Annotated in this window: 5 protein-coding genes and 1 pseudogene; 1 reads left to right on the top strand and 5 read right to left on the bottom strand. The window is 35.1% G+C overall.

Annotated elements, in window-relative coordinates; genetic code table 11:
- The 4 genes from WBQ70_RS06840 to WBQ70_RS06825 form a co-directional block, all read right to left on the bottom strand.
- On the bottom strand, positions 1 to 1,116 hold a 1,116-nt coding region (locus WBQ70_RS06840; protein ID WP_423912108.1), incomplete at its 3' end, for a CaiB/BaiF CoA transferase family protein.
- Positions 1,117 to 1,134: 18 nt separating this feature from the next.
- The gene (locus WBQ70_RS06835) at positions 1,135 to 2,277 is read right to left on the bottom strand and encodes a CaiB/BaiF CoA transferase family protein (protein ID WP_423912106.1); all 1,143 of its coding nucleotides are present in this window, start codon (positions 2,275 to 2,277) and stop codon (positions 1,135 to 1,137) included.
- A 110-nt stretch (positions 2,278 to 2,387) separates the two neighbouring features.
- A complete protein-coding gene (locus tag WBQ70_RS06830) occupies positions 2,388 to 3,539 on the bottom strand; it encodes an ABC transporter substrate-binding protein (RefSeq protein WP_423912103.1) in 1,152 nt (383 codons plus the stop codon).
- A 63-nt stretch (positions 3,540 to 3,602) separates the two neighbouring features.
- Positions 3,603 to 4,667 carry an L-rhamnose/proton symporter RhaT gene (locus WBQ70_RS06825; RefSeq protein ID WP_423912100.1) on the bottom strand — a complete coding sequence of 355 codons (1,065 nt, stop codon included), beginning with the start codon at positions 4,665 to 4,667 and terminating at the stop codon, positions 3,603 to 3,605.
- A gap of 113 nt (positions 4,668 to 4,780) precedes the next feature.
- Between WBQ70_RS06825 and WBQ70_RS06820 the strand changes: the two genes are divergently transcribed.
- Positions 4,781 to 5,551, top strand: coding sequence for an IclR family transcriptional regulator (locus WBQ70_RS06820; protein WP_423912097.1), 771 nt, complete (start codon positions 4,781 to 4,783; stop codon positions 5,549 to 5,551).
- 8 nt (positions 5,552 to 5,559) lie between these two features.
- On the opposite strand, the pseudogene WBQ70_RS06815 reads toward WBQ70_RS06820, so the two are convergent.
- Positions 5,560 to 5,777, bottom strand: a pseudogene (locus WBQ70_RS06815) (DUF6786 family protein).
- Between the last annotated feature and the right edge of the window lie 108 nt (positions 5,778 to 5,885).

The raw sequence follows: 5,885 nt of genomic DNA, 5'->3' as shown, positions 1-5,885 counted from the left end.
ATCTGTATGTTCTCCTAGTCCTGGTGAACCAAGGGTAGAAGTTAAGTATTCTCCATCAATTTTTATAGGGCAACGGGTCGTTTCATATTCAAAACCATCTCCCATTCGTACTTTTTGAAGCATGTCTAAAGCTTTGAATCCGTCGTGAGCAAAGAGTTCTTCCCAGTCCATTACTTTGGCACACCAAATATCTGCTGGTTCTAAAATACTCAACCAATGTTCACTCGTATTGGTGAACAAATGATTGGCCAAAATCTTTTTGATTTCGTCACGTTCTGTAAACCAACTCGCCTTTTCAGGATAATTTAGTAAAGCTTCACAGCCAATTAGTTCCCCTATAAAAGGAATCGCTCCCATGGCTAGTGACATATAACCTGATTGCGTTTGATAAATTCCGTAAGGCGCTCCTAAATAAGCATGTGCACTATTACTTTCTGGACGTACTGTGGGTTGACCTCCAACGTGGTAAAAAGTAGTAATTGATTCAAATTGAAAATCAATAATCGTTTCTAACATACTGATGGAAATTTTAGAACCCAAGCCCGTTTTTGCCCTTTTAATCAAAGCGGCTAAAATTCCTTGTGCCAAATGTGCTCCAGTTAAAATATCGACAATTGACAAACCAACAGGAATGGGACCATCTGAATTTTTACCGTTCAACCAAGTCAATCCTGACAATGATTGTACTAATAAATCTTGTCCGGGTTTTCCTTTCCAAGGACCTTCAGCGGTGTATCCTGAGATGTCACCGTAAACGATAGACGGATTTATTTTTTTGATAGTTTCATAATCAAAGCCCAATCTTTCAATTACACCAGGTCTAAAATTATGTACAAACACATCCGCTTTTGCAATCAATTTTAGTACTTGCTGTTTATCGGATTCCAACTTTAAGTCGGCTTGAAAACTTTCTTTATTTCGATTAATAGCTCTAAATGTGGAAGATTCTCCGTTTAAAATAACATTCGAAACATATAAATGACGGCAAATATCGCCAGTTTCAGGTCGTTCTACTTTGATGACACGCGCCCCTAAATCAGCCAAACGCAAAGTAGCGGATGGAGCCGATAAAAACTGACTCATATCAACGATTAAAATATCTTGTAATGGTTTCATTTTCTTTAGTGTTGCGAGTTACAAATTAAATTCGGCTCTAATAGCATCCGTGTGCTGTCCTACACGAGGTGCTGGTTTATTAGCAAAAATACGCTTATCATCAACACGAATAGGACAACGTAAAGTATGAACTTCTTCGCCTGAAAGTAATTCTAGCTTTTGGTCCATTTGCAATACTTTATACCCTTCGTGATTCAATAACCTTTTATAATCATACACATCCGAACACCAAATTCCTTCTGGTTCTAAAATGTCCAGCCACTCTTGGGTGTTTCTTTTAATTAAAAAGGCTCTCAGAATATCCATGATTTCATCTCTTTGTGTGAACCAAGAAACAGAATTAGTATAATTCGCTAATTCTTTACAATCCAAAATTTCTCCCAATCGAATCAACGATCCCATGGCCAAAGCTATATAACCATCATTGGTTTGGTATTCGCCATAAGGAGCTGACAGATACGCATGAGCCGCACCTTTTTCGGCACGAATTGGTTTTTGATTGCCATCATTCAAATATGTGGTAATTACTTCAAATTGTAAGTCTAAAGTTGATTCAAGTAAACTTACTTCAACCCACGCTCCTTCATTAGTCTTAAAGCGTTTTAGAATGCTCGCTAAAATTCCGTGAGCTAAATGTGTTCCCGTAATAATATCCGAAATCGCAGCTCCCACTGGTACTGGATCATCGTTTTTATTTCCCGTTAAATTTACAAATCCCGACATCGATTGTACTAATAAATCTTGTCCGGGTTTTTTAACCCATGGGCCAGTCGTTCCATAACCTGTAACGGTACCATAGATCATTTTAGAATTGATGGCTTTTACTTTTTCGTAATCCAAACCAATCTTTTCCATCACACCAGGGCGGAAATTGTGTGTCATTACATCAGCACGAGCAATCAATTTCCTGATGCATTCTAAATCCTCAGGATTTTTTAAATCGGCTGCATAGGATTCTTTATTTCTATTAACGGTATGAAAAACCAAACTACTGCCATCCAAAAATAAATTTTTAAGTGCAATTTGTCTTCCTGCCTCTCCATGAACGGGTCTTTCTATCTTTATTACTCTTGCTCCCAAATCCGCCAATCGCAAACCCGCTGACGGACCCGCCATAAATTGGGCAAATTCAAGAACTACAATTCCTTCTAGTGGTTTCATGTTTGATGTTTTGTTTTAATGATTAGTCTATAGTATTTAGTTCTAAGTTAGTAGTTGTTATGATATTAGTATATGCTAATTACTATTCACTAGTTACTAATAAACTATTTTTATATATCTAATGACTTTATATACAACTCATTCAACTGGGTCAATAAAGCAACTTCATCTCCTCCATTCATCAAGTAATTACGAATGGGAGCTCCTGCTCTATCTTGAAAATACATATGTCCGTTGTAACGAGGACGTAAAAAGGCTCTGTCTAAACCAGGTAATGTATTTTTGAAATAATCAGCGGTTAGGCTATTTGTATATTCATCCGTCCACGCTTTACGGTGTCCAGGTTGTCCTCCACCATCAAAGAATACTGTTTTTTGAATTGCTTCAGAACCTACGTATTCTACATATTTCATGATGGTTTCTAATTCGGTAGCTTTAGCAGAAACCGCTAATCCTGTTCCTCCTAAAGTTGAAATTGCTCCAACACCATTGATTTCAATCATATCATGAAAATGCAATAATTTACGAGCATATCCATTACGGCTGTAATTAGAATATCCGTAAGCCCACGGACAATACCCATATTTATCAGTCAATGTCATTGCTTCATATACTTTGATTGGATTCCAATCATACATAGCTGGATCCATTTCGACTGCTAGGGCACGTAACATTTTTAAGGCTTCAACACCTACTTTTTGGCTTACAACATGTTCTTTTGATGTACAAACATCTTCACCTAAATTGCAACACATCATATAAAAATTCATCAAAGTATCTTGAGGAATTCCAGGCATAATTACCAAACCTTTTTTTGCCAAAGCTAATAAGTCATCATAGTTTTTTGGCAATTCCAATCCTTTTTCAGCAAAAATATCTGGACGGCTCGAAGCAACCGGTGTTGCTGCATCAATAGCCAACGCATATTGATGTCCGTTTGATGTATAACTCTCATGTGAACGTCCAACAGTATTTTCAGCTAAATTTGCTAAAAATGCTTTTGGTAAATATTCGTCTAAAGGTAAAATAACATTTGTTTTACCTGCAAATCCAGCCCAAGGGTGGTCGATTACCAATAAATCGTAGCGTTCTGCTAGTTTATCAATGGGTTCATCAGCAAACGCTTGTAATGATCTTTTTTCCCAAGTAATTTCAACACCAGGGTTTAATTCTGAAAATCGTTGCGCAGTTGCAACCATTGACGTAAAACCTCTGCTGTGATTCCAAGTAATTCCTTTTAATTGAATTGTTTTTGTACTCATTATAATATTTATTTTCTTTTAATTTTTGTCGCTAGGCGCTTTTTTTGCTAAAAATATTCAACTTTAAACTAGTGAATCTGAACCCAACATACTTCCGTAGGTCATTACAACAAAGGAAATTATTAATATTGCCAAAGCAACTAATAAGGTACTATACGTTCTTTTTGAAACTTTCACCCATTCTTTCATAATTAAACCAACGGCATAACTAAAGAAAATTAGCATTGACATGTGAATTACCCAGCTTGCAAATTTGTAGGCACCCATTTGAACATGTCCAATTCCGTAGAAAAAAAACTGTCCGTACCACAATGCCCCACTAAGGATAGACATTCCCATATTCAACATAAAATTTTTACGCCCAATTCCTTTTACATCAATTAATTCTTTAAGGGTACCATTCTTAAAACCGGCAATTGAAAACCAAATAAAATTTGTAATAAATGCGCCACCCGTTGACAAGATTAAATTGGCATTTCCTTCAAAATTTCCAGCTCCGTATTGACTAGCTATTTCCGCAACTGGAGCTCCAACTTCTAAAGAAATTCCGAACACAGCCGATAGAACACCTGCTATAATAGTTAGGGTTAAACCCTTTTTCATATTAAAAGTTAAAGGTTCACCATCATTAACACTTTCCAATTTTAAATCCTTTTCTTTCCTATATCCAGCAACCCCACAAACAATAATACCTATAAGTGCCAAAAACATCCCTAAAAATATAATTCCTCCACCTGGACCATTAAATTTCTGCATAAAAGTTCCGTGCATTAATAAAGGAACAATAGTTCCTAAAATGGCGGAAATACCAATAGATATGGTATAAGTAAGTGAGTAACCAATATGTTTAATAGCAAAACCAAAACACATACCGCCAAAACCATAAACAACACCTAATAATGTAGCGTTTATTAATACTTCAGAAGAAGCATCACTAAAAACACGCATTAAATTAGGAACCGTTAAAAAACCAATTAAAAACGGAAAAATAAACCAAGCAAATGATGCTTGCACAATCCAATAGGAGTCCCAAGACCACTTTTTTACTTTTTGAAAAGGAACGTAACAAGTTGATGCGGCTACACCACCAACTGCATGAATCAAGGTACCTAATAACGGATTTGCCATGTGTCTTTAAATGTATTTAGTTGATTTAATTAATTTATATACAAAAATACATTTTATATATGAAAACACCAAAATCGAAATAGATTTATTAATTTTGTATTTCAAAAATAAAAATGGCTAAAACATCACCTACTAAATATAATACTCCAGCGTTAGATAAAGGCCTAGATATTATAGAATATTTATCTGCCGAAGGCATTCCCTTAACGCAAGCTGAGATTGCTCATGGTATTAACAAAACGCCCAGTGAAATTTACAGAATGTTGGTTTGTTTAGAAGAAAGAGGTTATATAATACGCGGATCTAACGCAGGAAAATATCGCTTATCATTAAAAATGTACAGCCTTTCTCATAGACATACACCTTTTGATGAACTAAAAAGAGTTGCCCATTACCCAATGCAATCTTTATCAGAAACCACAAGACAGTCTTGCCATTTAAGTATAATAAATAATGACAAATTATTGATTATTTCTCAAATGAGAAGCCCAAATGCAGTTTCACTTTCTATTGAAGAAGGAACACATTTTCCTTTATCAATGACTGGTTCTGGAAGAGTCCTTTTGTCTATGTTTTCTGAAGATGTGAGAAAAGAGATTTTGTCTAGAGATGAACATTTTAAAAAATGGAGTAAACAAGAGCAATTAAACTTATTAGAATCTATAAAACAAGTTAAAGTTGATGGGTTTCGCCATTCCGATAGTAAACTAACTAGTGGTGTTACTGACATAGCAGTTCCAATAGGCTTAGATGATTCTGATTTACGCGCTGTTTTAGCTGTGTCTGTATTTACATCAAGTTTACAAAATGAATTGAATATAGAATCAATTTTAAAGGCTATGAAAAATACTCAGCAAGAAATTAATGAATTAATTGGAGCATAAACAACCATTTAATTTAAAGAAGCATTAATTTTTTCTATACTTACACCCAATAGTTTTTCAGAAATTTGACATAATTCATTTTCTTCACCTTCAAAATGATAGATAGCCTGCCAATGGTTTGGCTTTCACCAACTTTTAATTCCTTTGCACTTGATGAAGTTTCTATTTCGTAAAATGATCCAAAAGAACCAGCGGTCTCTGTAATACCTTCATTAAAAACATTCACAACATCTCCTCTATAAGGATAACAACACTACACCCTCTGGAATAGCTTAATTCTACTGTTTTTTGTTTAAATATCGCAATTAATTGTTCAGCTTTTGTTACAAGTCCA

The organism is Flavobacterium sp., from assembly GCF_049590715.1.
In the GTDB taxonomy this organism is placed as follows: domain Bacteria; phylum Bacteroidota; class Bacteroidia; order Flavobacteriales; family Flavobacteriaceae; genus Flavobacterium.
Note: the sequence above shows the minus strand (reverse complement) of the source record. Positions and strands in the feature narration are given on the sequence as shown.